Genomic DNA, 24463 nt, shown 5'->3' with positions numbered 1-24463 from the left:
CGGGCGGCGATGTTCGTCCGCGAACTCGCGCTCACGGATTTCCGGTCCTGGCCGCAGGTCGAATTGACCCTGCGGCCGGAGACGACGATCTTCGTCGGGCGCAACGGCTTCGGCAAGACCAATCTGCTCGAGTCCCTCTTCTATCTGGCGACCCTGCGTTCGCATCGGGTGTCCTCGGATGCCCCGCTGGTCCGGTCGGGCGCATCGCAGGCCGTGGTGCGCGCCGCCGTCGAGAACGAGGGCCGCGAACTCGACGTCGAATTGACGATCGCCGCGCAGGGTGCGAACAAGGCGAAGGTCAACACGTCCCCGGTGCGCCGTACTCGCGAGATCCTGGGCATCCTCCGTGCGGTGCTGTTCGCCCCGGAGGATCTGGCACTGGTCCGCGGTGAACCGGGGGAGCGGCGGCGCTTCGCCGACGAGATCGTCGTGCAGCGCCGTCCGATGGCGGCCGCGTCGCGCGCGGACTACGACCGTGTGCTGCGTCAGCGGGCGGCGCTCCTCAAGACCGCGGGTGCCGCGATCCGGCGGTCGTCGGCCGAAGCGGATTCGGTGATGACCACGCTCGACGTGTGGGACGACCAGTTGGCGCAGTTCAGTGCCGAGGTCACCGCCGACCGTTTGGCCATGGTGCGGGAGCTGAATCCTCTTGTTGCACAGGCCTACTCGTCGATCGCCCCGCATTCGCGACCGGCCGAGGTGCTCTACCGGTCCGCGGCGGGACCCGAGGTCGACGAGTCCGACGGCGGTCCGGACTCGGTCGAAGCGATCCGCGAGGTGCTGCAGGCGCGGCTGGCGGAGGTTCGTCAGAAGGAGATCGATCGCGGGGTCTGCCTGGTCGGACCGCACCGTGATGATCTGCTGCTCGGTCTGGGCGATGAGCCGGCGAAGGGGTTCGCGAGTCACGGAGAGTCGTGGTCGCTGGCCCTGGCACTGCGTCTGGCATGTGTGGAACTGTTGCGCGCCGACGGCATCGAGCCGGTGATCATGCTCGACGACGTGTTCGCCGAGCTCGATTCCGCGCGGCGGCAGAAGCTGGCGTCCTTCACCGCCGGCGCCGAACAGCTGCTGGTGACGGCCGCGGTCGGTGAGGACATCCCGGACGAGATCCGCGGCCGCCGCGTCGATGTCGGTACCGGGGAGCAGGATGGTCAGCGATGCTCGGTCGTCCTGGGTGACGCATTGATCGGCGAAGGAGGTGAGTCGTGACCGAACCGGATGCCCACAGCGCCGGATACGAGGTCGCGCGCAAAGCGCTCGAAGAGGCTCGCGCTCAGGCGAAGGCCGCCGGCAAGCCGGTGGGCCGCGGCCGCACGAGTCCGCTCGCCGGACGCTCGCGCACCGATCGATCTCGTCGGCGATGGTCCGGTGCGGGTCCGGACGGCCGTGACCCGCAACCGCTCGGCCGTCTCGCCGGATCGCTCGCGAAGACGCGCGGGTGGACGCCGAAGATCAGCGAGGGAACCGTCTTCGGACTGTGGCCGTCGATCGTCGGCGACGACATCGCCGCGCATGCCGAACCCACGTCGCTCGCCGAGGGCACTCTCCATGTGCGCGCCGAATCGACGGCGTGGGCCACGCAGTTGCGGTACGTCCAGGCGCAGATCCTGGCGAAGATCGCGGCGGCCGTCGGCGACGGTGTGGTGACGTCGCTGCGGATCACCGGGCCGGCCGCGCCGTCGTGGCGGAAGGGTCCGCTGCACGTGAAGGGCCGGGGTCCCCGGGACACCTACGGATAGGAAGCGCCGTTACCGGCTGATCGCGCCGAGACGCGAACGAACCGAGTTCGGCCACAACCGGACCCTAGTTTGCGCCGATTCGGCGATCTATGGCCGAAATAGGGCATGGCGGAACGCGTTTCTATGCGGGTTCCGAGTACACTTGCGGTAACTGTTCTCCAACGCGAAGGAGCTGTCGCGTCCGTGGCCGACACCAGCAATCCCGGTTCCAAGAAGCCCAAGAAGGCGAAGTCCGGCGAATACAACGCCGACTCCATCTCCATTCTCGAAGGTCTCGAAGCGGTTCGCAAGCGACCGGGCATGTACATCGGTTCCACCGGTGAACGCGGTCTGCACCACCTCATCTGGGAGGTCGTGGACAACTCGGTCGATGAGGCGATGGCCGGCCACGCGACCCGCGTCGATGTGACACTCCTGGCCGACGGCGGCATCCAGGTCGTCGACGACGGTCGCGGCATGCCGACCGGTATGCACGCCACCGGCGTCCCCGCAGTCGAGGTCATCATGACCCAGCTGCATGCGGGCGGAAAGTTCGACTCGGACTCCTACGCGGTGTCCGGTGGTCTGCACGGCGTCGGCATCTCCGTGGTCAACGCGCTGTCGACCAAGGTCGAGCTGGAGATCAAGAACGCCGGCCACCTGTGGCAGCAGACCTACAACCGGGCCGAGCCGGAGAAGCTGCTCAAGGTCTCCGAGACCGACGAGACCGGCACCACCGTCCGGTTCTGGGCCGACGGCGACATCTTCGAGACCACCACCTACAACGCGGAGACCATCGCGCGTCGCCTGCAGGAGATGGCGTTCCTCAACAAGGGTCTGACCATCACCCTCACCGACGAACGCATCTCCGATGACGAGGCCCGCGCCGAAGCCGAGATGGACGGCGACGGCGGCGAGCAGGCCGAGAGCATCAAGAGCGACGAGGAGAAGGCCGCGCAGGCCAAGGTCGTCCGCACCCGGACCTACTACTACCCGGACGGCCTGGTCGACTACATCCGTCACCTCAACCGGACCAAGACGCCGATCCACCCGACCGTCATCGGGTTCGGCGCCAAGGGCGAGGGTCACGAGGTGGAGATCGCGATGCAGTGGAACTCGGGCTACTCCGAGTCGGTCCACACCTTCGCGAACACCATCAACACCCACGAGGGCGGCACCCATGAAGAGGGCTTCCGCGCCGCGCTGACCAGCACCGTCAACAAGTACGCGCTGGACAAGAAGCTCATCAAGGAGAAGGACGGCAAGCTCACGGGTGACGACATCCGTGAAGGCCTGGCCGCCGTCATCTCGGTGAAGGTCGCCGACCCGCAGTTCGAGGGCCAGACCAAGACCAAGCTCGGCAACACCGAGATCAAGGGCTTCGTCCAGAAGACCTGCAACGAACATCTCGGCCACTGGTTCGAGGCGAACCCGTCCGAGGCCAAGGTGATCGTGCGCAAGGCCGCCGATTCGGCGCAGGCCCGCATGGCTGCCCGTCGTGCCCGCGAGATGGTGCGGCGCAAGACGGCCACCGACATCGGCGGTCTGCCCGGCAAGCTGGCCGACTGCCGCAGCAACGACCCGTCCAAGTGCGAGGTCTACCTGGTGGAGGGCGACTCGGCCGGCGGCAGCGCCAAGCAGGGTCGCGACAACATGTATCAGGCGATCCTGCCGCTGCGCGGCAAGATCATCAACGTCGAGAAGGCCCGCATCGACCGCGTTCTGAAGAACGCGGAGGTGCAGTCGATCATCACCGCGTTCGGCACCGGCATTCACGACGAGTTCGACATCTCCAAGCTGCGCTATCACAAGATCGTGCTGATGGCCGACGCCGACGTCGACGGTCAGCACATCGCGACGCTGCTGCTCACGCTGCTGTTCCGTTTCATGCGGCCACTCATCGAGCAGGGGCACGTGTTCCTGGCGATGCCGCCCCTCTACAAGCTCAAATGGCAGAAGGGCGCCGAGCCGGAGTTCGCCTACAGCGACCGGGAACGCGATGCGTTGCTCGAGGCCGGCCGCGCGGCAGGCAAGAAGATCAACACCGACGACGGCATCCAGCGCTACAAGGGTCTGGGCGAGATGAACCCGAAGGAGCTGTGGGAGACCACGATGGATCCGGACGTCCGCATCCTCAAGCAGGTCACCCTCGACGACGCGGCCGCGGCCGACGAACTGTTCTCCGTCCTGATGGGCGAGGACGTCGTCGCACGCCGAGGCTTCATCGCCCGCAACGCCAAGGACGTGCGCTTCCTGGACGTCTGATCGCAGACGCCGGAAGACCTGCCGCCCGCTGAGCCCCACATGCTGAAAGAGAATTGATGAGCGACGATACCGACCTGCCCGACAACGACGTGGTGTCCGGCGACGGCCAGGGCCGTGACCGCATCGAACCGGTCGATCTCGGCCAGGAGATGCAGAACAGCTACATCGACTACGCGATGAGCGTGATCGTCGGCCGTGCGCTGCCGGAGGTCCGCGACGGCCTCAAGCCGGTGCACCGCCGTCTGCTGTACGCGTCCTACGACGCCGGCTTCCGCCCCGACCGCAGCTACGTGAAGTCGGCCCGCCCGGTCTCGGAGACCATGGGTAACTTCCACCCGCACGGCGACTCGTCGATCTACGACGCGCTGGTGCGTCTGGCTCAGCCGTGGTCGATGCGGTATCCGCTGATCGACGGTCAGGGCAACTTCGGTTCCCGCGGCAACGACGGTGCCGCCGCCATGCGTTACACCGAGGCCCGGCTCACGCCGCTGGCCATGGAGATGCTGCGCGACATCAACGAGGAGACCGTCGACTTCATCCCCAACTACGACGGCAAGACCGAGGAGCCGACGGTGCTGCCGTCGCGTGTCCCGAATCTGCTGATCAACGGTTCGGGCGGTATCGCGGTCGGCATGGCGACGAACATTCCGCCGCACAATCTCCGCGAGGTCGCCGACGCCGTGTTCTGGGCGCTCGAGCATCCGGAGGCGGGCGACGAGGAGACCCTCGAGGCCTGCATGGCCGCGGTCAAGGGCCCCGACTTCCCGACCGCCGGCCTGATCGTCGGCAGCCAGGGCATCCGTGACGCCTACATGACCGGCCGCGGTTCCATCCGCATGCGCAGCGTCGTCTCCATCGAGGAGAACAAGGGCGCCACCACGCTGGTCGTCACCGAGCTGCCGTACCAGGTGAACCCGGACAACCTGATCGCGTCGATCGCCGAGCAGGTGAACGACGGCCGCCTCAAGGGCATCAGCAAGATCGAGGACCACTCGTCGGATCGTGACGGTCTGCGCATCGTGGTGACGCTGCGTCGTGACGCGGTGGCCAAGGTGGTTCTGAACAACCTGTACAAGCACAGCCAGCTGCAGACGAACTTCGGCGCCAACATGCTGTCGATCGTCGACGGCGTTCCGCGCACCCTGCGTCTGGACCAGATGATCCGTCTGTACGTGGCGCATCAGATCGACGTCATCGTGCGTCGTACCCGGTTCCGTCTGCGCAAGGCCGAGGAGCGCGCCCACATCCTGCGCGGTCTGGTGAAGGCGCTCGACGCCCTCGACGAGGTGATCGCGCTGATCCGCGCGTCGGCGAACACCGACGCGGCACGCAGCGGCCTGATGGATCTGCTCGACATCGACGAGATCCAGGCCGACGCCATCCTGGCGATGCAGCTGCGTCGCCTGTCGGCACTCGAACGCCAGAAGATCGTCGACGAGCTCGACGAGATCGAGCGTGAGATCGCCGGCTACAAGGCGATCCTCGACAGCCCGCAGTTGCAGCGCGAGATCGTCCGCGACGAGCTGAAGGAGGTCGTCGACAAGTACGGCGACGACCGCCGCACCCAGATCATCGCGGCCGAGGGCGACGTCGCCGACGAGGACCTGATCGCTCGCGAGGACGTGGTCGTCACGATCACCGAGACCGGGTACGCCAAGCGCACCAAGACCGACCTGTACCGCAGTCAGAAGCGCGGCGGCAAGGGTGTGCAGGGCGCGGGTCTGAAGCAGGACGACATGGTCGCCCACTTCTTCGTGACCAGCACCCACGACTGGCTGCTGTTCTTCACCACCAAGGGCCGCGTGTACCGCGCGAAGGCGTACGAGCTGCCCGAGGCCAATCGCACCGCGCGCGGCCAGCACGTCGCCAACCTCCTGGCCTTCCAGCCGGAGGAGAAGATCGCGCAGGTCATCCGCATCAGCGGCTACCAGGATGCCCCGTACCTGGTGCTCGCCACCCGCAACGGCCTGGTCAAGAAGTCGGCCCTGGAGGCCTTCGACTCGAACCGCTCCGGCGGTATCGCGGCCATCAATCTGCGCGGCGAGGACGAGCTCGTCGGCGCGCAGCTGTGCGGCCCGGACGACGACCTGCTGCTGGTGTCGAAGAAGGGTCAGTCGATCCGCTTCCACGCTGACGACGAGACGCTGCGCCCGATGGGCCGCCAGACGTCCGGTGTGCAGGGCATGCGCTTCAACACCGACGACGAGCTGCTGTCGCTCAACGTGGTGCAGCCGGACACCTTCCTGCTGGTCGCGACCTCGGGTGGCTACGCCAAGCGCACCGAGATCGAGGAGTACACCGCTCAGGGCCGCGGCGGCAAGGGCGTGCTGACCATCCAGTACGACAAGAAGCGCGGCGAACTCGTCGGCGCGATCATCGTCGACCTGGAGAGCGAGGTGTACGCGATCACGTCGTCGGGCGGCGTCATCCGCACCATGGCCAAGCAGGTCCGCAAGGCCGGCCGTCAGACCAAGGGCGTGCGCCTGATGAATCTGGGCGAGGGCGACAGCCTGCTGGCGATCGCTCGCAACGCGGACGAACCGGACAGCGACGACGTGGCGGAGTCCGGCGACGCTGCGGAATGACCGCAGCGTTGCCGCTGAAACCGTGCCGAAGCGGTTAGGGTTGGGGCAACTGCGAGTGAGGACTGTTCTGTGACGAAAGCCAACGAGCCCGAGGATCCGAAGGCCGACAAGGCTGCGTCGGACCGCGGCAACGTGGTGCCGCCGTGGACGCGCGCCGAGACCTCGGCCTCGACGGGTATGACCGCCGGCGACCTGGCCAAGAAGGCAGCACAGGCGAGCGGTCAGCAGGGCCCGAGTCAGCAGAGTCCGTCGTCGGCTCCCACCAAGGCGAGTCCGGCCGCGAAGGCCGCCCCCGCCAAGGCGGCGCCCGCGAAAGCGGCTCCGGCGAAGACCGGTCCGGCTCCGGCTCCCGCTAAGGCGGCCCCGGCTCCGGTGAAGAACGCCGGCCCGAAGCCGCCGCCTCCTCAGGGTCCGGCTTCGCAGGGCCCGCCGCCGTCGGGCGGCTCGTCGAACGGTCCGATGGTGAAGGTGAATCCGGCGCCGCCGGTGAGGCCTTCGGGTGCGCCGCCGGTGTCGAAGCCGGCTCCGGCGACGGTGAAGGCCGCCGCGGTGACCCCGGACAAGGATGAGCGCCCGAACCTCGACGCCATTCACAAGGCGTCGACCGAGGATGCGGAGCGCGCCGCGGTCAAGCACATTCCGGCGACGCCGATCGGCACCCCGTTGCGCGCGGCTGTTCAGGTGCGCCGTGTGGATCCGTGGTCGGTGTTCAAGATCAGCGGTGTCCTGTCGGTGGCCGGCTTCCTGATCTGGATGATCGCGATCGCCGTTCTGTACGGGATTCTCGGCGGCATGGGTGTCTGGGATCAGATCAACAGTTCGTTCGGCACTCTGGTGAGCGCGGACGGCAGCGGCGGTGACGGTCACCTGATCAGCACCGGTCAGGTGTTCGGTTTCGCCGCTCTGTTCGGCGTGTTCGCGGCGATCGTCGTGACCGCCCTGTCGACCATCCTGGCGTACATCTACAACGTGGCCGCGGACACCGTCGGCGGCGTCGAAGTGACCCTCGCCGATCTCGACTGACTCGTTTTGGTTCAGCGGCACACCGTCGGGTAATCTTCAGTCTCGGTTCACGGGCCTATAGCTCAGGCGGTTAGAGCGCTTCGCTGATAACGAAGAGGTCGGAGGTTCAAGTCCTCCTAGGCCCACCACCCGGACGTTCTGCACGGACTCCGGATCCGGGGCCTTAGCTCAGTTGGTAGAGCGCCGCCTTTGCAAGGCGGATGTCAGGAGTTCGATTCTCCTAGGCTCCACAACTGGCATTTTTGGATTCGCCCCAGCCTTATCGCTTTCGCTTCTTGACGGCGTTCCTCTTGTGAATCAGTAGTGGTACCGGCACTGCTGGATGACGACTTCCCCGCTGTCGGTGACCACGTAGACGAGCCTGTGCTCCTGGTCGATGCGACGTGACCATACCTGACCGGGGAAGTGTTTGAGCCGTTCCGGTTTGCCCTCTCCGGCATACGGGTCCCTCTTGACGGCCTCGATGAGTTTGACGATGCGTTTGACCTTGCGGCGGTCCTGCACCATCCAGTAGGTGAAGTCTTCCCAGCCGTCGTCGGTGAAGGCGACGTTCACAGGTCCAACTCGGACAGATCGTGTTCGTGCGTCTGTCCCGAGCGGGTCTGTTCGAGCGACCTGAGCAGTCGGATCGCGTTGGCGGGAGAGGCCAGTAGGTACTGGGTCTCCATCAGTGAGTCGTAGTCCTCCTTGGACATCATCACTGTCGAGCCGTTCTTGCCCACGATTTCTACCGAGTCGTGATCCTCGCTCAGCTGGGCAACCAGAGTGAACAGGTTCTTCCGTGCGTCGGTGGTGGTGATCGCCTTCATGTTCAGTCCTTTGGTACGTTATTCCGTACCAGTACGGTACCATTATTGAGGTGCAGTAGCGCCTGACCTCGGGGCGATACCCCCACCTTCCAAGAGTCGATTCAGGGCTCGTCCGCTTCTGCGGGCGGGCCCTGAATCGTTGGTGGGGATCTACGCTGAACGGATGAGCGACTGGAAGCCGGAGTCGTATCCGTCGTTGTCCCTATCTGATGTGTGCGGAGCCGGAGCAGCTCATCGCCTTCCTCACCTCGGCGTTCGACGGAACGCTCGAACGCCGCGTCGACCGGCCGGACGGATCGTTGAGGCACGCCGAGGTCCGGATCGACGACGGGATCGTGATGCTCGGCGGAGGCGCCAGCGACTTCGGGACCTCACCGGCCCATCTGCACCTGTACGTGCCGGACGCGAACGTCGCATTCGAGCGCGCGATCGCGGCCGGGGCGAGCGAGGTCCGCCGACCCGAACAGGCCGAAGGCGACAGCGACCTGCGCGGCGGAGTCGAATACCCGCCGGGGATCGTCTGGTGGCTTGCCACGGAGCGACGGGACCGCTGACCGGTCAGCGCAACGAACGCAGGGCCGCGACGGCACGATCACGGTCGGCGAACGGGACCAGCAGATGGTCGTGGTGGTAGCCGGCCAGCACGTTGCAGCTGATGTTCCGTTCGGTCAGGGCGGCGGAGACCGCCGCAGTCAGACCGACCGCCTCGAGCGACGACTCGACGGTCAGCGTCAGCCACGCGAACTCGGGCGAGGTCACCACACCGGCGCGCCGCGCTGCGTCAGCCGTGAGCACCACCGTGAGGCCCTCGTCCTCCCGGACCATCGCCGCCGCATCCGGGAACTGTGTCACCTCGGCGGCGTCGACCGTCGCGAAGACGTACGGGTCCGGCCGGATCGCGACGTCCAGATGCGCGAGGATCTCGTCGAGGTCGGTGAGTCCGCGCGTCAGATCACGAGGAATCGGTCGCTGGGTAGCCACATTCTCGTTGAATTCAGCTGCAGCCGCACGAACCGCCGCAGCAGCCGCCCGACGACGCACCGTCGGACGGGGCCCCGGCGCCGACGAGCTTGTAGCCGGCGCCCTCGACGGCGGCCGCCACTTCGCTGACCGAGACCGGATCGTCGGAGGTGATGATCATGCGGCCGGACTGGGCCTCGGCCTGCACGTCCTGCACCCCGCCGATCGAACCCACTTCTTCCTGCACGGACTTCTCACAGCTCGCGCAGGTCATTCCGTCCACCTGGTATTCGGTGATGGTCATCGTGTTCTCCTCCGCCGGAACCTCACTCGGATGTCACCGGTGACAACCGGCTCCGCCACCACACTATTCCAGCCCCGCACAGAGCCCCCGCCGTGAAACCCACGCCGTGCAGGTTCCCCGTCACCAGGAGGACCAGCCCGGCGAGCAGACCGACGACCCCGAACACGACGGCCGGCCCGCGGCGGGCGAGCACGTACATCGCCAGGCACAGCCCTGCCAGACCGAGGTCCGCCACCGAGTTGCCGGCGAAACCCTGATGCGGGATGAGGGTGTAGGCGACCACCTCGCTGGCCACACCGGAGACCAGATAGACGAACACCGTCGTACGCGCGCCCACGATGGACTCGGCCACGGTTCCCACCACCAGCAGCACCACCACGTTGAAGACGAGGCCGCCCCAGGCGCCGTCCTGCACCACCAACGGGGTGACGATCCGCCACCACTGCCCGTCGACCAGCCTGGACCGATCCCGTCCGAGGGCGTTCAGCACGGCGGGGGAGAGGATCCCGGCGACACTCACCGCGGTGGTCACCGCCGCCAGCGTCAGCGTCGCGACCGGAACGGCGAGACGGCGCCCGTGCCGCTGCAGAAACTGCATGCCGCCGCCGACCGTCGCCGCGACGATCACCCAGATCAGGACCGCCTCCACGTCAGAACCCCACCGATGCGAAAAGCCCCGGCCGCCAGGGCCGGGGCTCTCCGCTGGAGAACATGCGCTCAGTGCACGCGGCGCGCGACGAAGTCCGCAGCGTTCGCGGTCATGCCGTTCGACTGGTACTGACCGTGCACCGTGTTCGGGCGGGTGATGGGACCGCCGTCGCAGATGTTGTCGCCCGGGATGCAGTACTTGCGGGTCTTGGCGCGGTACAGCGCACCGACGCGCGGCGCCGGGACGCGGGCCTCGGCGAACCAGCGGTCGGCGGGAGCACCGAAGGTGATCACACCGGCGACGCGCCTGGCGACCGAGTGCGGCAGCGGCGACGGGACCTCGCGCAGCGCGGCGGCCGCAGCGATCTGATCGCTCACCGCGTAGATCGCGACGACGGCACCCTGCGAGTAGCCGCCCAAGACGATGCGGGTCTTCGGGCACTTCTCGGCGATGTACCGCAGCTGGCCCTGCGCATTGCGCACACCCTTGGCGACGGTCTTGAGGAAGTCGACGCCCTCCTCGAAGTCACCGCTGGCCTCGTAGTTGACCGCAGTGACCTTGACGGTCTTGTTCGGGAACCGGGTGGCCAGGGAGTTGCCGAATGCGCGGCCGGTATCGCCGAGCATGCCGCCGGCCTCCTGGGTGCCGCGGGCGAAGACGAGCTGGACGTCGGCGCAGTCCGGCTTGGCGTCAGCCTTGCCGACTCCACCGATGGCGACGAGGCCGAGCACCATGCTCAGGGTCGCCAGGGCAATCATGAAACGCTTGGTCATGAAGAGCATGGTACGTGAGGTCGCGCGTTCGCGCGATCAGCACAGAGACGAACAATCCGGCGAAAAGTAGGCGTCAGCGACGAATCAGCGGCTGCGCCGGGCGGCGAAGTCGGCGGCCTGCGCCGTCGCCCCGTTCACCGGATAGGTGAGATGCACGGCCTGCGGTGCGCCGACCGGGCTGCCGTCGCACACGTTGTCGCCGGGTGCGCAATAGGACCGGGTCTTGCCGCGGTAGGCCGCGCCGACATGCATGGGCGGTGCGCCGACCTGCCGGATCCAATGCGACGACGCGGGAGCGAACAGCACCACCGCCGACACGTGCCGGGCGACGTCGGCCGGCATCGGCTTGGGGGCCTGGGCGCTGTACTTCATGTACTTCGCGGGGATCGCGATGCTGTCGGCCACCGCATAGGTGGCGACGACGGCGCCCTGCGAATAGCCGCCGACCACGATCCGGGTCTTCGGGCAGCGGGCGGCGATGCCGCGGACCTGCGCCTGGGTGTCCTTGATTCCGCGCACGAGGTTGCGGACGAACGCCGGACGATCGTTGAAGTCGCCGCTGGCCGGATAGTTCACCGCGGAGATCCGCACGTTCTTGCCGGGCAGGCGGCTGCGAAGCTCCTGGCCGAACGCCAGACCGGTGACGCCGACCGGCGGCGCCGTCTCCTGGGTTCCGCGGGCGAAGACGACGGTCACGTTCGCGCAGCCCGCCGCTGCGTCGGCGTGCGGTGCGGCGACGGTCGTGGCCGACAGCGAGCCGACGGCCACGGCGGCCAGAGCGAAAGCGGAACGCAGGCGCATGGCTACAGCAGAATCCAGAGGAACGTGATGAGCGCGAGGACCCAGAACACGATCCAGGCCCAGCCGATGTAGACGGCCCAGCGTGCCAGGAACGCACCCTTGCGGGCGCCGGCGGACGTCTCCTCGACGGCACGGCGGCCGTAGAAGATGCCGAACGGTGCCGGGATCAGCAGGAAGCCGAACGCGGAGAGCCAGAAACCGATGACCGCGTTGCGGCTGTTCTCGACCTCGGCGGTCCGCGGCGAGGCCACCGGGGACGCCTTGGGGCCCGAACGCTGGGTGAGGTTCTTCAGCTTCGACTCGAGCTTGGAGCCTTCGCCCTTCGCCTTCTCCTCGGCCTTCTTCGCCGACGATTCGACGCCCTTGGCGGCGGCACCGACAGCGGCGACCGCACCGGCGGTCTTGGCCGGACCGGCCACCTTCTGGATGGGGCCGGCGGCGGCCTGTCCGCTCACCGACGACGCCGGTGCCGGCGCCTGGATCGGCTTGCCGGTACGACGACCCGGTGCACCGGCAGGCGCTTCCGCCGAATAGGCGAGCGGGCGGCCCTGCTGGGGCTGGCCGACGGCGGGATTCTGCTGCGGCTGGCCCGGAGCGGGCTGACCCTGCGGCGGAAGACCCTGAGGCGGCGGGCCCTGGGGCGCCTGGCCGGGGGCCGGTGCCTGAGCCTGCGGTGCCTGACCCTGCGGTGCCTGACCCTGCGGTGCCGGTGCCTGAGCAGGCTGACCCTGGGGCGCCTGAGTCTGCGGCGGCGCTGCGGGCTGGCCCTGCTGGGCGGCCGGACGCTGCTGCGCCACGGCCGGAGCCACCACCGGGTTCGGCCCGGTCTGCGGCCGCTGCTGGGGTGCAGCCGGCTGCGAACCGGACTGCGGCGCCGCAGTCTGCGCCGAGGAGGCGGCGGCCGGGGCGGGCGGAGAGGTCTGCTGCTGCGGCGGCGGCATCGTCTTGCCGGTCGCCGTCTTGGGAGGCATCGTCTTGCCCGTCGCGGTCTTGGGCGGCATGGTCTTGCCGGTCGCCGTCTTCCGGGCGGTGGTCTTGGCGGCCGTCGACTTCGCCGCGGTCTTCTTTGCCGGCGCCCGCTTGGCGGCGGTCTTCTTCGCGGCGGTCTTGCGCGGCGCGGCCTTCCGGGCCGGCTGCTCGGCCGGCGGCTGCTGCGGAAGAGAACCGGACGGCGTGGACGCCGACTCCTTGCTCGGGGTCGGAGGCAGGATCGTCGTCGACTCGGTCGAACTCGAACCCGAGTCACGGATGATCATCGCCAGGGGGTCGTTCGCCGGAGCCTGGTCGTTGCGCGCAGGAGGCGGACCCGCAGGGGTCTCGCGCGAATCGTCGGTAGCCACGGTCCTAAAGTACCCGGTCGCGAGGGCTAAGGGTCACTGGATGTCGTCGATCCGCGGCACGGTCGGCGAGACAGGCGGAACTTCGTCCTGGAATCGGCGCCATGCGAGGAACACGATGCCGGCCAGTGACGCCGCCACGGCGGCCAGGACGGCGGAACTCTTCTTCGACATGACACCAGCCTGCCAGGACGCCGCCGGAGCGGCCAGCCCGCCGCGCGAGCAGGCGGCGACATGGTTGTATGGATGCCGTGACTGAAGGAAACAAGACCGCGACCCTGCACACCAGCCAGGGCGACATCGTCATCGAACTGTTCGGCAACCAGGCGCCCAAGACCGTCGACAACTTCGTCGGCCTCGCCGAGGGCACCAAGGACTACTCCACCAAGAACGCCAAGGGCACCACCGACGGCCCGTTCTACGACGGCGCCATCTTCCACCGCGTCATCGACGGCTTCATGATTCAGGGCGGCGACCCGACCGGCACCGGTACCGGCGGCCCGGGCTACAAGTTCGAGGACGAGTTCCACCCGGACCTCTCGTTCGATCGCCCGTACCTGCTGGCCATGGCGAACGCCGGCCCCGGCACCAACGGCTCGCAGTTCTTCATCACGGTCGGCCAGACCCCGCACCTGAACCGTCGCCACACCATCTTCGGCGAGGTCAAGGATGCGGATTCGCAGGCGGTCGTCGACAAGATCGCTTCGACCCCGACCGGCCGGATGGACCGTCCCGTCGACGACGTCGTGATCGAGAGCATCGAGATCAGCTGATCGCTTGACCAGTAACGAACCCACGCCGGTCTGCTACCGGCACCCCGACCGCCCCACCGGCCTGTCCTGTACCCGGTGTGGGCGGTCGGCTTGTGGAGAGTGCATCCGTCCGGTCTCGGTCGGCCAGCACTGCGCCGACTGTCTCGCCGCCGACCAGGCCGCCTCCGGACAGACGGTCACTCCCCGCGAGGCGACGAGGACCCCGTACGTCACGTACTCGCTGATCGCGATCAACGTGATCGTCTTCGTCGTCTGCATGATCCAGGCGGGCGGCACCGACCTCAGCGCGTCGACGTGGATGCAGAAGGGCGCCCTGATCACCGGGGACGGCCTGCACCACGAGTACTGGCGGCTGCTGACGTCCGGCTTCCTGCACTGGTCGGTGATGCACGTCGCGATCAACATGATCTCGCTGTTCCTGATCGGCCGCGATCTGGAACGGTTCTTCGGCCCGGCCCGATACCTGGCCGTCTATCTGATCAGTCTGCTCGGCGGCAGCGGCGCGGTGATGCTGCTGACCACCGAGCACAAGGCCACGGCCGGTGCGTCCGGCGCCATCTACGGCCTGATGGGCGCGCTGCTGGTGGTGGTCCTGCTGGCGAAGCAGTCGCCGAACCAGGTGATCGCGGTGATCGTGGTCAACCTGGTGCTGTCGGTGTCGCTGCCGAACATCTCCATCTGGGCCCACGTCGGCGGACTCGTGTTCGGCATGCTGGCGACGCTCGCCATCTACCGGTTGCCCCTGATCCTCGCCCCGGACCGCCGCACCGCTTCCGCGGTGGCAGCGGTGGGCTGGGCCGGGATCGCCGCACTCGCGGTTCTCGCGATCGCTCTCGGCGTGGGTGTCGGCGCGGGCCTGACCGTCTAGTTCGGGCGCGCCGGATAGCCGGCGGCGCGAAGGGTCTCGACCACGTCACCCGGGTCGGCGCCGAGATCCCACCGGGTGAAGACGGTGAGGCGGCCGTCGCGTTCCTCCAGCAGCATCTGCTTGGCGTGGAAGACCAGTCGCCGGGTGTCGAGGGACTCGATCGAGGTGACGTCGCTCGGGGCGAGCACCCGGATGCCTCGGGCACCGCGGACGGTCAGGGTCGGCCCGGTGTCCAGCTGGAGCCGGGGCCGGCGGATCAACGCCAGGATCCCGTAGACGAGCACACCCACCGCCGCGACGGTGAGCAGGAGCATCTCCACCGGATCCTGGTAGGAGGCTGCGGCGGCGACGCCGCAGCAGACGCCGACCGCGGTGAGAGCGATCGCGCCGGGCAGCGGTGTCGCCCACTGGGCGACCTGCGCATCAACAGAGTTATCCACAGGACTTATCCACAGTGGGGATGAATTACACACATGTTATTTCCACAGATGTGGACAGCGGTCAGCGCCAGCCCATCGTCATGAGAAGGCCGATGACGCCCAGGCTGAAACCGATGAGAAGGTTCCACTGACCCAGGGTGTTCATCCAGTGCAGGAACTGGCCGTCCTTACCGAACGCACTGTCGTAGCCCGACGCGGCGAGGTAGTAGACGAGCAGCCAGGCGAGACCGACGAGCATGAATCCGAACATGAAGGTCTTGTAGACCACGCCGGAAGGGCCGGCCGTCACCTTGACCGGCGTGCGGTTCGCGGTGTTGATCGTGTAGTCCGTCTTCTTGCGGACCTTTGACTTCGGCATGTCCTCTACGGTAACCCAGGCGCGCCCGAGGGCGGGAAACCGATAACCTGTCGGGGTGAAGATCCTGGTCATCGACAACTACGACAGCTTCGTCTACAACCTCGTCCAGTACCTCGGACAGCTCGGGGCGCAGGCCGATGTCTGGCGCAACGATGACGAACGGCTCGACGATCTGGAGTCCGTGGTGCAGGCCTACGACGGGATCCTGCTCTCACCCGGACCGGGCACACCGCAGCGCGCCGGAGCGACCATGCCGATCATCCCGGTGGCCGCCGCCGCAGGCACCCCGCTGCTCGGCGTCTGCCTCGGACACCAGGCCATCGGCGCCGCCTACGGTGCCACCGTCGACCGCGCCCCCGAACTGCTGCACGGCAAGACCTCGCTGGTCACGCACAACGACGAGGGAGTCCTCAAGGGCCTCCCGGATCCGTTCGTGGCCACCCGCTACCACTCGCTGACCGTGCTGCCGGAGACCATTCCCGACGAACTGGTCGTCACCGGGCGCACCGAGTCGGGGATCGTCATGGCCATGCGGCACCGCGATCTTCCGATCCACGGTGTGCAGTTCCATCCGGAGAGCGTGCTCACCCAGGGCGGTCACCGGATGCTCGCCAACTGGCTCGCCGTGTGCGGCTACGACGTTCCGGAAGAACGCGTCGCCCAGCTCGAGACCGAGGTCGCCAACGCGCTCGGCGCCTAGGCGGCTACGTCGAGGGTCCGGCGCTCAGGGCACCAGGCTCGACTTGCCGATCACCACCGACACCGGGTCGCTGCGGCGCAGACGGGATCCGGGCGGCGGATCCTGGGAGATGATCTTGCCGTTGTTCGGCGACCCGATCGGCACCCCCTTGGACCCGGCATCGAGCGTCGCATCCCAGCCGGCGGCCTCCAGCGCGCTGCGCGCCTCGTCCATCGTCTTGCCCTTGAGGTCGGGCACCACGAACTGGTTGCCGCGTGAGATGGTCATCTGCACCACGCTGCCCGCCTTGACGGTTACGCCCGCCGACGGCGATGTCGACACGACCTGACCGGCCGGGCGCTCCGAGTCGCCTTGCACGCTGGTCGGCTCCAGACCCATCTGGGCGAGCGTGGTGCGGGCCTGATCCTCGGTCTGACCGGTCAGATCCGGGACGGTCACATCCTGCGGACCGGTGCCGATGAACAGCACCACCGGGGTGTTGATGGCGGTGTCGGTGCCGGTGGTCGGTGTCGTGCGGACCACCTTGTCCTTCAGAGAATCGGGGGACTCGGTGTCTTGCGTCTTGATCTTCGAGTCGTCGAAACCGAGCGTGGCCAGCGCCTGCCGGGCCTGCTTCTCGGTCTTGCCGCGCAGGTCGGGGATCTCCGCCTTCTCCGGACCGGACGACACGTACAGCGTCACCTCGGAGCCGCGGGGCGTCGGGACGTCGTTGCCCGGGGCGGTCCGCGTCGCCAGGCCCTGGTCGACGTCGGCGCTCGGTTCCTCGAGCTCCTTCACCTTGAAACCGGCCTGCTGCAGGTTGTCCTCGGCGGCGTCGGCGGTCAGACCGGTCACCTTCGGCACGCTGATCAGCGGCTGCGAACTGCTCCACGGCGCCCACACGAACAATCCGGCGATCAGGGCGACGATCGCGACGAGCGATCCGACGACCATCCACCGGCGACGGCGGTACGGCGTCGCATCGTCGTCGTCGAAGTCGTAGTCGCCGCTTACCCGGCGTGAGCTGAGTCCGCGCGCCGGCGTCTCGGCCAGGTCGTCCGGACTGCCCAGCAGCAGCGGGGCCGACGGCTTGCCGCCGGCCAGCACCTTGATCAGGTCCGACCGGAATTCGGCGGCCGTCTGGTACCGGTTCTCCGGGTTCTTGCTCATCGCCTTCATGACGACCGAGTCGAGTTCCGGGGTGATCTCCGGGTTGATCTGCGACGGACGCCGCGGATCCTCGTGCACGTGCTGGTGGGCGACGGCGATCGGGGAGTCGCCGGTGAACGGCGGCTCGCCGGTGACCAGCTCGAACAGCACACAACCCATCGAATAGATGTCGCTGCGCGGATCGACCTTGATGCCGCGGGCCTGCTCCGGCGAGAGGTACTGGGCGGTACCCATCACCGCGGACGTCTGCGTCATCGTCGCACCGGTGTCGTCCATGGCACGGGCGATGCCGAAGTCCATCACCTTGACCGCACCGTGGGTGTCGATCATGACGTTGGCCGGCTTCATGTCGCGGTGGACGATGCCGTTCTTGTGCGAGAAGTCCATCGCCGCCGCCACATCGGCCATCCAGGTCATGGCCTGGCGGGGCGCGATGGTGCCGCTGGCGCGCAGCACGTCGCGGAGTGTCTCGCCGTCGACGTACTCCATCACGATGAACGGCAGCGGACCCTCGGTGGTCTCGGCCTCACCGGTGTCGAAGACCTGCACGATGGTCGGATGGTTCAGCTTCGCGGCGTTCTGCGCCTCGCGGCGGAACCGCAGATAGAACGACGGGTCGCGGGCCAGGTCGGGCCGCAGGATCTTGATCGCCACATCGCGGTGCAGCAGGTGATCCCGGGCGAACTGGACCTCGGACATGCCGCCGAAGCCGAGCGTTTCGCCCAGCTCGTAGCGGTCCGAGAGCATCTGCGTCATTGCGGCCATCCGGGGATCGTCGGCAACGGGATGGTCGGGATGACCGGCCCGGGTGCCGTCGGCAGTGTGCGCGTCGGCTCCGGGGTGTCGTCGGTGGTGCGGGTCGGCCGCTCACGCGACGAGGTGGTCTTCTCCGACGTCTCCGAACTGGTCGACGTCGGCTTGGAGCTGCTCGTGGACCGGGTGGTGCTGCGTTCGGGTTCGGTGGTCCGCGTCTCGGTGGAGATCGACGTCGGGGTGTGGGCCGGCTTGCCGCCGGACTGCACCACCCACATGGCGATGAGTGCGATCGCGCCGACCAGCAGCAGCAATGCGATCACCGCGAGCACCTTCTGGCCGGTGGTCCAGCCGGTGTCGGCGACCGGCCGGGCCGTGGTCACCGGACGGGACGGCGGTGCGGACACCGGGCGCGGGGCCGGCGGCGCCACCACCGGGCGCGGCGCCGTGGGGCGCGGGGCGGGCTTGGTGGCCGCCGAGGCACCGCGCGGACGCGGCGGACGATGGCCGGCGCGCACGGCGGCGACGGCCTCGGCGAACTCGCCGCCGGTCGCGTACCGCTGCTTGGGATCCTTCGCCAGGGTGGTGTCGATGAGTTCGCGGACCGGTGCCGGAATCGAATCGGGCAGCGGGGGCGGCGGCTCCTGGATGTGCTTGACCGCGACGGTGATCGCGCCGTCACCGCTGAACGGACGGCGACCGGTCAGCGCCTCGTAGCCGACCACACCCAGCGAGTACACGTCCGACGCCGAGGTGGCGTCGCCGCCCTGCGCCTGCTCCGGCGAGATGTACTGGGCGGTGCCCATCACCATGCCGGTCTGGGTGACCGGGGCGGCGTCGACGGCCTTGGCGATACCGAAGTCGGTGATCTTCACCTGGCCGGTCGGGGTGATCAGGATGTTGCCGGGCTTCACGTCACGGTGCACCAGGCCCTGCGCGTGCGCGGCCTGCAGCGCCCACCCGGTCTGCTCGAGCATGTCCAGGGTGTGCGTCAGCGACAGCGTGCCCATCCGGCTGATCACCGAGTTCAGCGGCTCGCCGTCCACCAGCTCCATCACCAGGTAGGCGAGCGGGTCGCCGCCGTTGCGGTCCGGCGTCTCGCCGTAGTCGAAGACGTTCGCGATGCCGGGGTCGTTGAGGCGAGCGGTGGTCTGCGCCTCGGCGCGGAACCGCTGCAGGAACTCCGGGTCGTTGGAGTATTCGGCCTTGAGCACCTTGACCGCGACACGACGGCCGAGCCGGGTGTCGAGGGCCTCCCACACCTGACCCATGCCGCCGGTGGCGATCAGCCGGACCAGGCGGTACCGGTCGGCGATGATGGTCCCGTTCTGCAGGCTCATCGAGCACCTCCCGCATATGCATTCATGACTGCGCGTCCGATCGGGGCGGCGATCGTGCCGCCGTAGGAATTGGCGCCCATGCCGCCGTTCTCGATCACCACGGCGACGGCGATCCGGGCTCCGGAGCTGGGGCTGAAGGCGATGTACCAGGCGAACGGGATACCGTCGGCCCGCTTGGAATCGGTGGTGCCGGTCTTCGACGCGATGCCCGCCTGGGCCCCCGCCGTCGACTGCTCGGACCGCACCATCATTCCCGCCAGTGTGTCAGCTTCTTCGGCGGTCAGCGGACGGTTCACCGCCGACGGCGCCGTCGTGTACAGCGGCTTGGTGTCCGCGGCGAGGAGCCGGTTCACCAGGTACGGCTTCATCCGGACACCGCCGTTGGCGACGGTGGCCGCGATGACGGCGTTCTGCAGGGCGGTCAGGCGGACGTTGCGCTCACCGATCGCCGACTGCGCCAGCGCGGCGTAGTCGGTGCCGATGTCGCCGACGGTCGATTTGGCGACGTCGAGCGGAATGCCCGGCGGGTCCTCGCCGACGCCGAACTTCTTGGCGGTCGAGGTGAACTGCTCCACCGGATCGCCCGGCAGCTTCTTGGTGACCAGCTCGGCGAACGCGGTGTTGCACGAGTACTGGAAGGCCTGCGCCATCGTCACCGTGCCGTTGACCGCACCCGGGCAGGTCTCGCCGTCGTTGTTCGGCAGGGTGGCGGTCGAGTCGGGCAGCGGGATCCGCGACGCGGCGGTCAGCCGGATGTCCGGCTTGATGCCGGCGTTGAGGGCCGTCGAGCTGGTGACCACCTTGAAGGTGGATCCGGGCGGATACAGCTCGTTGATCGCACGGTTGGTCAGCGGCGACGGACGGCCGGGATCGTTGAGCGCCTTCCACGCCGAGGAGGCGGCGTCGAAGTCCTGGTTCGCGAGCGTGTTCGGGTCGTAGCTCGGCGACGACGCCATCGCGAGGATCTTGCCGGTGCTTGGCTCCAGCGCCACCACCGCGCCGCGGCACGGTCCGGCGCAGTCACCGTTCTTGAGCGCGTGATAGGCGGCCAGCTGCAGGCTCGAGTTCAGCGTGGTCTCGACGTTGCCGCCGCGCGGATCGCGGCCGGCGAACATGTCGGTGAACCGCTGGGTGAACAGCCGGTCGTCGCTGCCGGACAGGAACGGGTTCTCGGACAGTTCCAGGCCGGTGGTGCCGTGGTAGAGCGAGTAGTAGCCGGTGACCGGCGCGAACGCCTCCGACGAGTCGGCCGAATCCTGCACCTGCGGGTACACGCGCTGGTAGCGGTAGGCGCCGCCGGTCGACTCCGAGCGGGCCAGAATGGCGCCGTCGGAGGTGACGATCATGCCGCGTTCACGCGAGTACTCGTCGTAGAGCACTCGCTTGTTGCGCGGGTCGTTGCGCAGCGAGTTGGCTTCGATCACCTGCACGTAGGTGGCGTTGGCGAGCAGCAGCGCGATCATCACGAAGACCGCGATCGCCACCTTCTGGATGGGACGGTTCACTGGCGCGGCACCACCTGGGTCGGCATGCCGCCGACGCCCTCGGGGCGACGCACCGGCTTGGGTGCGTCGGGTTCGCGCGCCGCATTGGAGATGCGGATCAGCAGCGCCAGCAGAATGTAGTTCGCCAGCAGGGACGAGCCGCCGTACGACAGGAACGGTGACGTCAGCCCGGTCAGCGGGATGAGCTTGGAGACGCCGCCGAAGACGACGAACAGCTGGATCGCGATGGTGAAGGCCAGACCGGCCGCCAGCAGCTTGCCGAAGCTGTCACGCACGGTGACGGCGGTGCGCAGTCCGCGGATGATCAGCACCAGGTACAGGACGGTGATCGCGGTGAGGCCGAACAGGCCGAGCTCCTCGCCGAACGAGGTGAGGATGAAGTCGGTGTCGGCGCACGGCACCATGTTGGGCCGGCCCGAACCCAGGCCGGTGCCGAACAGGCCGCCGGTGGCCAGACCGAACAGGCTCTGACCGAGCTGCTGGCTGCCGGTCTCCCAGGCGGCGAACGGGTCGAGCCAGGCCTGCACGCGCTCCTGCAGGTGCGCGGAGGTGAGGTAGGCGAAGACCGCGGCGATCACGAAGCCGATGACGCCCAGCAGCAGCCAGCTGACCCGCTCGGTGGCCACGTACAGCATGGTGAGCGCGGTCGCGAAGATCAGCAGCGACGTGCCCAGGTCGGTTTCGAACACCAGGACGGCGAGCGCGATGGCCCAGGCGGCGATCAACGGGCCCAGGTCGCGCAGGCGCGGCAGATCCATGCCCGCGAAGTGTTTGCCGGCGGTGGTGAACAGGTCGCGGCGCGACACCAGGAACGAGGCGGTGAAGATGATGATCAGGATCTTCGCGAACTCGCCCGGCTGAATGGAGAACAGCGGCGTCTTGATCCAGATCTTGGAGCCGCCCTCGGAGGACAGGCTGGCCGGCAGGACGGCCGGCAGCGCCAGGAAGATCAGACCGCCGATACCCAGCGTGTACGCATACCGCGACAGCGTCTTGTGGTCGCGGATGAAGAACAGGGTGACCGCGAACGCGGCGACGCCCAGACCGGTCCAGATGAGCTGGCGGTCGGCGCTCTGCGGCGTGCACAGTCCGGTGGCGCCGTCGCCGCCGAGGAACAGCCGGTGGATCATCACCAGTCCGAGCCCGTTGAGGGCGGCGACGGCCGGCAGCATCAGGGGATCGGCGTGCGGCGCGAACCGCCGGATCATCAGGTGCGCGGCCAGCATCAGTGCGGCATAGACGGCGACGTACTTGGCGATGCCCCACGTCACGTCTTTGCTCTGCGCCATCTGGACGATGATCAGGGCGCCGGTGACCACCACCAGGGCGGCCACGATCAGCACCGTCTCGGTGGTCCGGCCCGGCGCCTTCGGTGCAGCCTGCGGGGCCTGCTGCGCTGCGGGGGTGACCGTCATCAGTTCCCCCGGCAGGTCCGGGGACCGTCGGGGTCGGCGGTCGGTGTCGGGGCCGGCGTGGAGGGTGCCGGGGTCTGGCCGGGATGCTCCGGTGTGGGGGCGGGCCCGATCGGCGGGGTGCACAGCGGCAGCAGTGCCAGGTCACGGACCCGGTCCTGGACGTCGCGCTGGCTCAGGCCGCGGATGCTGGCCGAGGTGACGGCGCTCTGGCCCACATCGGTCAGATCGGCGACCTTCATCGGCGCGCATGAACGGTCGTCGCCGGTGGGGACGAACAGCACGTCGGGACGTTCGGCGTTGCGGTCGGACAGGCAGACGCGTTCGGCGGGCGCCTCGAACGAGATGAACAGGATCTTGCCGGGGGTGCCCTGGCGGATCACGACGTCGTCGCCGACGGCGGTCACGAAGTACGACTCCATCGCCTTGGCGCGCACCACCAGGAAACCGACCACGGCCAGCGCGATGAGCGCGGCCACACCGATCAGGGTGAGGGGCAGACGCCAGCGGCCGCGCGGGGCCGGTGCCACCGGATCGTCGAGGGTGGGGCGCTGTACCGGGGAGGCCGGCGGGCGCAGTGCGGCGGCGCGACCGGCCGCCGTGCCCGGATCGGGGACGTAGCCGGCGTCGTCGGAGTCGCCGCCGGCGGCACCGCCGACGATGGGCCGCGATTCGCCGAACTCGGTGTCGACGACGTCCGCGACGATCACGGTCACGTTGTCGGGGGCACCGCTGCGCAGCGCGAGTTCGATCAGGCGGTCGGCGCAGTCGGCTTCGTCCTGCACGGTCGACAGGGTTTCGGCGATGGTCTCCTCGGAGACGACGTCGGAGAGCCCGTCGCTGCACAGCAGGTAGCGGTCACCGGCGCGGGCCTCGCGCATCGTCAGCGTCGGCTCCACCTCCTGACCGGTGAGGGCCTTCATGATCAGCGACCGCTGCGGATGGCTGTGGGCCTGTTCGGCGGTGATCCGGCCTTCGTCGACCAGCGACTGCACGAAGGTGTCGTCGCGAGTGATCTGGGCCAGTTCGCCGTCCCGCATCAGATAGCCGCGGGAGTCGCCGACATGGCACAGGCCCATCCGGCTGCCGGCGAACAGCATCGCGGTCAGCGTGGTGCCCATGCCGTCGAGTTCGGGGTTGCGTTCCACCTGGGCGGCGATGGCGGCGTTGCCCTGATGGGTGGCGTCGTCGAGCGCCTTGAGCAGGTCGCCGCCGGGTTCGTCGTCGTCGAGGGTGCGCAGCGACTCGATCACCAGCTGACTGGCGACTTCGCCGGCGGCGTGGCCGCCCATGCCGTCGGCGAGCGCGAGCAGGCGCGCCCCGGCGTACACGGAGTCTTCGTTGTTGGACCGGACCAGGCCGCGGTCGCTACGCGCGATGTAGCGCAGGACGAGCGTCACGAGCGCAACTCGATCACGGTCTTGCCGATGCGGATCGGCGTGTTGAGCGGGGCCCGCACCGCGGTGGTCACCTTGGCGCGGTCCAGATAGGTGCCGTTGGTGGAGCCCAGGTCTTCGACGTACCAGTCGTCACCCCGTTTGGACAGGCGCGCATGGCGTTCGGAGGCGTAGTCGTCGGACAGCACGAGTGTCGAATCGTCGGCGCGGCCGATCAGGACGGGCTGGTCGCCGAGGGAGATCCGGGTGTTGGCGAGGGCGCCCGCGGTCACCACCAGGTGACGGGCGGTGCCGCTCTTGCGGGCCGACCGTTCGCGGCGGTCGCGGAAGCCGATCGGGCGGCGGTTGCCGGCGGCCACGGCCAGGTCGTTGCGCATGGTGCGGATGATCGCGTAGACGAACAGCCACAGCAGAACGAGGAAGCCGAAGCGGACGAGCTGCAAGACGATTCCCTGCATGGGCACCTCACCTCCGTTTCATCTGGCGCGCGGTCGAGTGCATCGAGGTCTCGATACACGGGGGCGGTCGGGGTGTCAGGCCCCGA

General features: G+C 68.3%; 26 protein-coding genes and 2 tRNA genes. 11 read left to right on the top strand and 17 right to left on the bottom strand.

Going from position 1 to position 24463, the window contains the following annotated elements; all coding sequences use genetic code 11:
• The first annotated feature begins 9 nt into the window (after positions 1-9).
• The 7 genes from recF (at position 10) to QM774_RS11350 (ending at position 7821) form a co-directional block, all read left to right on the top strand.
• Positions 10-1209: a DNA replication/repair protein RecF gene (recF, locus tag QM774_RS11380; RefSeq protein WP_414975981.1), complete on the top strand. Its 1200-nt coding sequence runs from the start codon at positions 10-12 to the stop codon at positions 1207-1209.
• Entirely contained in the window at positions 1206-1739 is a 534-nt protein-coding gene (locus QM774_RS11375; protein WP_414975980.1) for a DUF721 family protein, read from the top strand. Before recF ends, QM774_RS11375 begins: the two co-directional genes overlap by 4 nt.
• Positions 1740-1922: 183 nt before the next feature.
• Positions 1923-3983: a DNA topoisomerase (ATP-hydrolyzing) subunit B gene (gene gyrB / locus QM774_RS11370; RefSeq protein WP_414975979.1), complete on the top strand. Its 2061-nt coding sequence runs from the start codon at positions 1923-1925 to the stop codon at positions 3981-3983.
• 56 nt (positions 3984-4039) lie between these two features.
• Positions 4040-6568, top strand: coding sequence for a DNA gyrase subunit A (gene gyrA, locus QM774_RS11365; protein ID WP_414975978.1), 2529 nt, complete (start codon positions 4040-4042; stop codon positions 6566-6568).
• A gap of 69 nt (positions 6569-6637) precedes the next feature.
• Complete coding sequence (locus QM774_RS11360; RefSeq protein ID WP_414975977.1) at positions 6638-7591, top strand: DUF3566 domain-containing protein; 954 nt, start codon at positions 6638-6640, stop codon at positions 7589-7591.
• Positions 7592-7642: 51 nt separating this feature from the next.
• A tRNA-Ile gene (locus QM774_RS11355) sits at positions 7643-7719 on the top strand.
• Between the two features lie 29 nt (positions 7720-7748).
• Positions 7749-7821 (top strand) — tRNA-Ala (locus QM774_RS11350).
• Between the two features lie 67 nt (positions 7822-7888).
• On the opposite strand, the gene QM774_RS11345 is transcribed toward QM774_RS11350, so the two are convergent.
• On the bottom strand, positions 7889-8146 hold the full coding sequence (locus QM774_RS11345; RefSeq protein ID WP_414975976.1) for a Txe/YoeB family addiction module toxin: 258 nt from the start codon (positions 8144-8146) through the stop codon (positions 7889-7891).
• Positions 8143-8400: a type II toxin-antitoxin system Phd/YefM family antitoxin gene (locus QM774_RS11340; protein WP_414975975.1), complete on the bottom strand. Its 258-nt coding sequence runs from the start codon at positions 8398-8400 to the stop codon at positions 8143-8145. The genes QM774_RS11345 and QM774_RS11340 overlap by 4 nt, the downstream gene beginning before the upstream one ends.
• 209 nt (positions 8401-8609) lie before the next feature.
• Between QM774_RS11340 and QM774_RS11335 the strand changes: the two genes are divergently transcribed.
• Positions 8610-8954, top strand: coding sequence for a VOC family protein (locus QM774_RS11335; protein ID WP_414975974.1), 345 nt, complete (start codon positions 8610-8612; stop codon positions 8952-8954).
• A gap of 4 nt (positions 8955-8958) precedes the next feature.
• Here QM774_RS11335 and QM774_RS11330 read toward each other — a convergent pair whose 3' ends face one another.
• The 7 genes from QM774_RS11330 to QM774_RS11300 form a co-directional block, all read right to left on the bottom strand.
• Positions 8959-9381, bottom strand: a complete 423-nt coding sequence (locus QM774_RS11330) for an ACT domain-containing protein (RefSeq protein WP_414975973.1) — start codon at positions 9379-9381, stop codon at positions 8959-8961.
• 13 nt (positions 9382-9394) lie between these two features.
• Positions 9395-9664 carry a heavy-metal-associated domain-containing protein gene (locus tag QM774_RS11325; RefSeq protein WP_414975972.1) on the bottom strand — a complete coding sequence of 90 codons (270 nt, stop codon included), beginning with the start codon at positions 9662-9664 and terminating at the stop codon, positions 9395-9397.
• Between the two features lie 22 nt (positions 9665-9686).
• Positions 9687-10313: a rhomboid family intramembrane serine protease gene (locus QM774_RS11320; RefSeq protein ID WP_414975971.1), complete on the bottom strand. Its 627-nt coding sequence runs from the start codon at positions 10311-10313 to the stop codon at positions 9687-9689.
• A 68-nt stretch (positions 10314-10381) separates the two neighbouring features.
• Positions 10382-11086: a cutinase family protein gene (locus QM774_RS11315; RefSeq protein WP_414975970.1), complete on the bottom strand. Its 705-nt coding sequence runs from the start codon at positions 11084-11086 to the stop codon at positions 10382-10384.
• 84 nt (positions 11087-11170) lie between these two features.
• A complete protein-coding gene (locus tag QM774_RS11310; protein WP_414975969.1) occupies positions 11171-11887 on the bottom strand; it encodes a cutinase family protein in 717 nt (238 codons plus the stop codon).
• Between the two features lie 2 nt (positions 11888-11889).
• Positions 11890-13227, bottom strand: a complete 1338-nt coding sequence (locus tag QM774_RS11305; protein ID WP_414975968.1) for a hypothetical protein — start codon at positions 13225-13227, stop codon at positions 11890-11892.
• A 33-nt stretch (positions 13228-13260) separates the two neighbouring features.
• Complete coding sequence (locus tag QM774_RS11300; protein ID WP_414975967.1) at positions 13261-13398, bottom strand: hypothetical protein; 138 nt, start codon at positions 13396-13398, stop codon at positions 13261-13263.
• 68 nt (positions 13399-13466) lie between these two features.
• Here QM774_RS11300 and QM774_RS11295 point away from each other — a divergent pair, with 68 nt between their 5' ends.
• Together QM774_RS11295 and QM774_RS11290 are read left to right on the top strand one after the other, a co-directional pair.
• Positions 13467-13997, top strand: a complete 531-nt coding sequence (locus QM774_RS11295; RefSeq protein ID WP_414975966.1) for a peptidylprolyl isomerase — start codon at positions 13467-13469, stop codon at positions 13995-13997.
• 4 nt (positions 13998-14001) lie between these two features.
• Positions 14002-14865 (top strand): rhomboid family intramembrane serine protease, encoded by an 864-nt coding sequence (locus QM774_RS11290; protein ID WP_414975965.1) that lies wholly within the window; start codon positions 14002-14004, stop codon positions 14863-14865.
• On the opposite strand, the gene QM774_RS11285 is transcribed toward QM774_RS11290, so the two are convergent.
• Together QM774_RS11285 and crgA are read right to left on the bottom strand one after the other, a co-directional pair.
• Complete coding sequence (locus QM774_RS11285; protein WP_414975964.1) at positions 14862-15305, bottom strand: PH domain-containing protein; 444 nt, start codon at positions 15303-15305, stop codon at positions 14862-14864. The genes QM774_RS11290 and QM774_RS11285 overlap by 4 nt on opposite strands.
• 61 nt (positions 15306-15366) lie before the next feature.
• A complete protein-coding gene (gene crgA, locus QM774_RS11280) occupies positions 15367-15663 on the bottom strand; it encodes a cell division protein CrgA (RefSeq protein ID WP_414975963.1) in 297 nt (98 codons plus the stop codon).
• 55 nt (positions 15664-15718) lie between these two features.
• Here crgA and QM774_RS11275 point away from each other — a divergent pair, with 55 nt between their 5' ends.
• Positions 15719-16363: an aminodeoxychorismate/anthranilate synthase component II gene (locus QM774_RS11275; RefSeq protein ID WP_414975962.1), complete on the top strand. Its 645-nt coding sequence runs from the start codon at positions 15719-15721 to the stop codon at positions 16361-16363.
• Positions 16364-16387: 24 nt separating this feature from the next.
• Here the strand turns inward: QM774_RS11275 and pknB are convergent, their stop codons facing one another.
• From pknB to QM774_RS11245, 6 genes are read right to left on the bottom strand one after another with little or no spacing between them, the layout of a single operon-like run.
• The gene (gene pknB / locus QM774_RS11270) at positions 16388-18277 is read right to left on the bottom strand and encodes a Stk1 family PASTA domain-containing Ser/Thr kinase (RefSeq protein WP_414975961.1); all 1890 of its coding nucleotides are present in this window, start codon (positions 18275-18277) and stop codon (positions 16388-16390) included.
• Positions 18265-19605 (bottom strand): serine/threonine-protein kinase, encoded by a 1341-nt coding sequence (locus QM774_RS11265; protein ID WP_414975960.1) that lies wholly within the window; start codon positions 19603-19605, stop codon positions 18265-18267. The genes pknB and QM774_RS11265 overlap by 13 nt, the downstream gene beginning before the upstream one ends.
• Positions 19602-21110 carry a peptidoglycan D,D-transpeptidase FtsI family protein gene (locus QM774_RS11260; protein WP_414975959.1) on the bottom strand — a complete coding sequence of 503 codons (1509 nt, stop codon included), beginning with the start codon at positions 21108-21110 and terminating at the stop codon, positions 19602-19604. The genes QM774_RS11265 and QM774_RS11260 overlap by 4 nt, the downstream gene beginning before the upstream one ends.
• Complete coding sequence (locus QM774_RS11255; protein ID WP_414975958.1) at positions 21107-22525, bottom strand: FtsW/RodA/SpoVE family cell cycle protein; 1419 nt, start codon at positions 22523-22525, stop codon at positions 21107-21109. The genes QM774_RS11260 and QM774_RS11255 overlap by 4 nt, the downstream gene beginning before the upstream one ends.
• Entirely contained in the window at positions 22525-23922 is a 1398-nt protein-coding gene (locus QM774_RS11250; RefSeq protein WP_414975957.1) for a PP2C family protein-serine/threonine phosphatase, read from the bottom strand. Before QM774_RS11250 ends, QM774_RS11255 begins: the two co-directional genes overlap by 1 nt.
• Complete coding sequence (locus tag QM774_RS11245; RefSeq protein ID WP_414975956.1) at positions 23919-24377, bottom strand: FHA domain-containing protein; 459 nt, start codon at positions 24375-24377, stop codon at positions 23919-23921. The genes QM774_RS11250 and QM774_RS11245 overlap by 4 nt, the downstream gene beginning before the upstream one ends.
• Between the last annotated feature and the right edge of the window lie 86 nt (positions 24378-24463).

The sequence above is a fragment of the Gordonia sp. (in: high G+C Gram-positive bacteria) genome (assembly GCF_047600565.1).
Taxonomy (GTDB): Bacteria; Actinomycetota; Actinomycetes; order Mycobacteriales; family Mycobacteriaceae; genus Gordonia.
This window is presented reverse-complemented; position numbering and strand designations above follow the sequence as displayed.

What these genes read in the sequence shown, in the direction of transcription:
- QM774_RS11335 (WP_414975974.1), top strand. Translation starts at nt 8,610, where the DNA reads ATGTGTGCGGAGCCGGAGCAGCTCATCGCCTTCCTCACCTCGGCGTTC.
- QM774_RS11315 (WP_414975970.1), bottom strand. Translation starts at nt 11,086, where the DNA reads ATGACCAAGCGTTTCATGATTGCCCTGGCGACCCTGAGCATGGTGCTC.
- QM774_RS11245 (WP_414975956.1), bottom strand. Translation starts at nt 24,377, where the DNA reads ATGCAGGGAATCGTCTTGCAGCTCGTCCGCTTCGGCTTCCTCGTTCTG.
- gyrA (WP_414975978.1), top strand. Translation starts at nt 4,040, where the DNA reads ATGAGCGACGATACCGACCTGCCCGACAACGACGTGGTGTCCGGCGAC.
- QM774_RS11300 (WP_414975967.1), bottom strand. Translation starts at nt 13,398, where the DNA reads ATGTCGAAGAAGAGTTCCGCCGTCCTGGCCGCCGTGGCGGCGTCACTG.
- QM774_RS11295 (WP_414975966.1), top strand. Translation starts at nt 13,467, where the DNA reads ATGGATGCCGTGACTGAAGGAAACAAGACCGCGACCCTGCACACCAGC.
- QM774_RS11310 (WP_414975969.1), bottom strand. Translation starts at nt 11,887, where the DNA reads ATGCGCCTGCGTTCCGCTTTCGCTCTGGCCGCCGTGGCCGTCGGCTCG.
- QM774_RS11340 (WP_414975975.1), bottom strand. Translation starts at nt 8,400, where the DNA reads ATGAAGGCGATCACCACCACCGACGCACGGAAGAACCTGTTCACTCTG.
- pknB (WP_414975961.1), bottom strand. Translation starts at nt 18,277, where the DNA reads ATGGCCGCAATGACGCAGATGCTCTCGGACCGCTACGAGCTGGGCGAA.
- QM774_RS11255 (WP_414975958.1), bottom strand. Translation starts at nt 22,525, where the DNA reads ATGACGGTCACCCCCGCAGCGCAGCAGGCCCCGCAGGCTGCACCGAAG.
- crgA (WP_414975963.1), bottom strand. Translation starts at nt 15,663, where the DNA reads ATGCCGAAGTCAAAGGTCCGCAAGAAGACGGACTACACGATCAACACC.
- QM774_RS11265 (WP_414975960.1), bottom strand. Translation starts at nt 19,605, where the DNA reads ATGAGCCTGCAGAACGGGACCATCATCGCCGACCGGTACCGCCTGGTC.
- QM774_RS11325 (WP_414975972.1), bottom strand. Translation starts at nt 9,664, where the DNA reads ATGACCATCACCGAATACCAGGTGGACGGAATGACCTGCGCGAGCTGT.
- recF (WP_414975981.1), top strand. Translation starts at nt 10, where the DNA reads ATGTTCGTCCGCGAACTCGCGCTCACGGATTTCCGGTCCTGGCCGCAG.